This is a genomic window from Frankia sp. CeRuru1 (assembly GCF_977966315.1).
Genome location: NZ_CDWWEW010000148.1, coordinates 9335 through 12056 on the forward strand (window position 1 = coordinate 9335; position 2722 = coordinate 12056).

At 69.5% G+C, this 2722-nt stretch carries 4 protein-coding genes; all 4 read left to right on the forward strand.

Translation table 11 applies throughout. The features are described from left to right. Positions 1-207, forward strand: a 207-nt coding sequence (locus AC08OP_RS12605) for a hypothetical protein (protein WP_476614361.1), incomplete at its 5' end; no start/stop codon positions are given. Continuing rightward, on the forward strand, positions 207-797 hold the full coding sequence (locus AC08OP_RS12610; RefSeq protein ID WP_476614362.1) for a serine acetyltransferase: 591 nt from the start codon (positions 207-209) through the stop codon (positions 795-797). The genes AC08OP_RS12605 and AC08OP_RS12610, both read left to right, overlap by 1 nt. 164 nt (positions 798-961) lie before the next feature. Beyond that, positions 962-1990, forward strand: coding sequence for an NAD-dependent epimerase/dehydratase family protein (locus AC08OP_RS12615; protein ID WP_476614363.1), 1029 nt, complete (start codon positions 962-964; stop codon positions 1988-1990). Continuing rightward, entirely contained in the window at positions 1987-2628 is a 642-nt protein-coding gene (locus AC08OP_RS12620) for a dTDP-4-dehydrorhamnose 3,5-epimerase family protein (protein ID WP_476614364.1), read from the forward strand. The genes AC08OP_RS12615 and AC08OP_RS12620 overlap by 4 nt, the downstream gene beginning before the upstream one ends. Positions 2629-2722: the final 94 nt, after the last annotated feature.

Below are 2722 nucleotides of genomic sequence, written 5' to 3' on the forward strand. Positions count from 1 at the left end.
GCCGGGGTGGTGCCCGCACCTCCGGACGGGATCACCTCGGCTGCGGAGACGACGTACTGGAGCCGTGATGCGCGGTCACCGTACCTGCCGCCTGGGCTCATCCGGGTCGTCGTGGCCGAGCCGTCCGGCGCCGTGGCCGGGCTGTCCCCCCAGGTGCTCCCCCAGCCGTGGCTGCGGGACCGCAAGACGGAAGAGGTGCCCCGCTGATGGTGCAGAAGCGACTGCGGCAGATCTTCGGTGGCCCGGCCGGCGATCAGGACACCCGGGATGCCTCCGACCTCGGGCTGTGGGAGATCCTGCAGGAGGACTGGCGCCGGCACTACAAATCGTTCGCCCACCCGGGCCTGCACGTGCTCGCCGTCTATCGCATCGGGCAGTGGCGGCGCACCCGGAGCCGGCCCGTCCGCGGGATCGTGACCGTCTTCTACAAGGTGGTCAACAAACTGATCATCCGTAACCTGTACGGGGCCGAGCTCGACGAGCAGGCGCGGCTCGGCCGCCGGGTCCACATCGGCCATCACCAGGCAATCCTCATCCCGCCGCATTGCGTGATCGGGGACGACTGCACCCTGCGGCACAACCTGACCATCGGCTACGCGAGCGGTACGGCGGACCCGCGGGACGTGCCGAAGATCGGCAAGCGGGTCGAACTCGCCCCCGGGATCCATCTCATCGGGGCGATCAGCATCGGCGACGACGCCAAGATCGGCCCGGGCTCGATCGTGATGACGGACGTGCCGGCGGGCTCGACCGTCTTCGCCGCTCCCGCGCGGGTGATGCGCCCGCCGGTGCGTTGAGACCGTCCGGGTGACGCGTCCGCCGGCACGCTGAGACCGCCGACGCGCCACTGCGGGATGTCGGCGACCGGCTCGTGGGATCGACTCGGTACGGTTTGAGGCCGGAACGCTGGTGTCCGATTGGACCCGACCTGTGCCATTGCCGAGATGGGGAGGACTCGCGGATGAAGGTGCTCGTGACGGGCACGGAGGGGTACCTGGGGTGCCTGCTCGCGCCCGAGCTGCTGCGCGATGGTCACGAGGTCATCGGCGTGGACACCGGCTACTACAAGTACGGCTGGCTGTACCGCGGCGTCGACCGGACCCCGTTGACCCTTGACAAGGACCTCCGCCATCTCACGGTCGAGGACTTCGCGGGGGTCGACGCCGTCGTGCACATGGCGGAGCTGTCCAACGACCCGCTCGGCGCGCTCGCCCCGGACGTGACGTACAAGGTGAACCACGTCGGCTCGGTCCGGCTGGCGAAGCTGGCCAAGCAGGCCGGCGTCGAACGGTTCGTCTACATGTCCTCCTGCAGCGTCTACGGCGTCGCGACCGGTGCGGACGTCACCGAGGCCTCGCCGGTGAACCCGCAGACCCCCTACGCCGAGTGCAAGGTCTATGTGGAGCGTGACGTCGCCCCGCTGGCGGACGACACCTTCTCGCCGACCTTCCTGCGCAACGCCACCGCCTACGGTGCCTCCCCGCGGCAGCGCTTCGACATCGTGCTCAACAACCTGGCCGGGGTGGCCTGGACCACCGGCGAGATCGCGATGACCTCGGACGGCACCCCGTGGCGCCCGCTGATCCACGGGCTCGACATCGCGAAGGCGATCCGCCTGGTGCTGACCGCACCGCGCGGCATCGTGCACAACCAGATCTTCAACGTCGGCGACAGCGAGCAGAACTACCAGGTGAAGGAGATCGCGGACGCGGTTGCCACGGTGTTCACCGGCTGCACGCTGAGTTTCGGTGACAACGCCGGCGACAACCGCAGCTACCGGGTGTCGTTCGACAAGATCGCCTCCACCCTGCCCGGCTTCTCCTGCGACTGGAACGCGCTCAGGGGCGCCCAGCAGCTGCACGACGTCTTCACCCGCATCCAGCTCGACAACGAGACGTTCACCGGCCGCGGGCACACCCGGCTCAAGCAGCTTCAGTACCTGATCCGCACCGGCCAGCTCGACGCCGACCTGTTCTGGGCCCACCCATGATCATTACGTCGACGCCGATCGCCGGGGTGATGATCGTCGATGTCGAGCCATTCTCCGATGCCCGCGGCATGTTCGCGCGCACGTTCTGTGCCGGCGAGTTCGCCGCCGCGGGGCTCACGGTCGACGTCGCCCAGTGCAGCGTGGCCTACAACGCCTCCGCGGGCACCGTCCGCGGGATGCACTGGGCGGGGGAGCCGGTGCGGGAGACCAAGCTGGTGCGCTGCACCCGCGGCGCCCTGCTCGACGTCGTCGTCGATCCCCGCCCGGACTCGCCGACCTATCTGCGGCACGTGGCGGTGGAGCTCTCGGCCGACAACCATCGGGCGCTGTTCATCGACGCGGGCCTGGCGCACGGGTACCAGACGCTCGTCGACTCCACCGAGGCGACTTATCAGATGAACGTCCCGTTCACGCCGGGACACGACCGTGGGCTGCGCTTCGACGACCCGCGGCTGGGCATCGTCTGGCCGCTGCCCGTCTCGGTGATCTCCGACAAGGACCGTGCCTGGCCGCTGCTGGCCGGCGATGGTCCGGCCGGGGGCCAGGCCGGACCGTCCGGCGACGCCGTGCCACCCGGGTCTTCCGGCATCCAGCGTGATGTAGCTCACACACTCGGCGGGGTCGGCGCGACAGCCTGAATCCGTCGCCCCCGGTTCGGCCAACCGTCGGGCGAGGGCCCCGCTCCACCAGTGAAAATCAATGCTGGCAGGGAAAAGTGGGCGGGGCGTGGGG

Coding starts and splice junctions, on each gene's coding strand:
- AC08OP_RS12610 (WP_476614362.1), top strand. CDS start 207: ATGGTGCAGAAGCGACTGCGGCAGATCTTCGGTGGCCCGGCCGGCGAT.
- AC08OP_RS12620 (WP_476614364.1), top strand. CDS start 1,987: ATGATCATTACGTCGACGCCGATCGCCGGGGTGATGATCGTCGATGTC.
- AC08OP_RS12615 (WP_476614363.1), top strand. CDS start 962: ATGAAGGTGCTCGTGACGGGCACGGAGGGGTACCTGGGGTGCCTGCTC.